Below are 230 nucleotides of genomic sequence, written 5' to 3'. Positions count from 1 at the left end.
GGCCGCGGACGATCACGCCGGACTCCGAGCCGTGCAGGACGCGATCCCGGTCAGCGCGCTGCAGTGACAGGCAGATCCGCTTGGTCACGATGAACGCGAGCACCGGCACCACGAACACGGCGGCCCGCTGAAGTAGGTGATGGCGTTGAGCGACACGTGGAACTGGGTGGCCAGAATGTCGTTGCCGCCGGCCAGCCAGAACATGCCGTAGGCGGCCATCCCCGCCACGC

Annotated in this window: 1 pseudogene; it reads right to left on the bottom strand. The window is 68.3% G+C overall.

The window, feature by feature from the left end:
* Positions 1–230: pseudogene (locus BN358_RS24905) on the bottom strand (ubiquinol-cytochrome c reductase cytochrome b subunit); the annotation flags it as partial.

The organism is Sedimentibacter sp. B4, from assembly GCF_000309315.1.
In the GTDB taxonomy this organism is placed as follows: domain Bacteria; phylum Bacillota; class Clostridia; order Tissierellales; family Sedimentibacteraceae; genus Sedimentibacter; species Sedimentibacter saalensis.
This window is presented reverse-complemented; position numbering and strand designations above follow the sequence as displayed.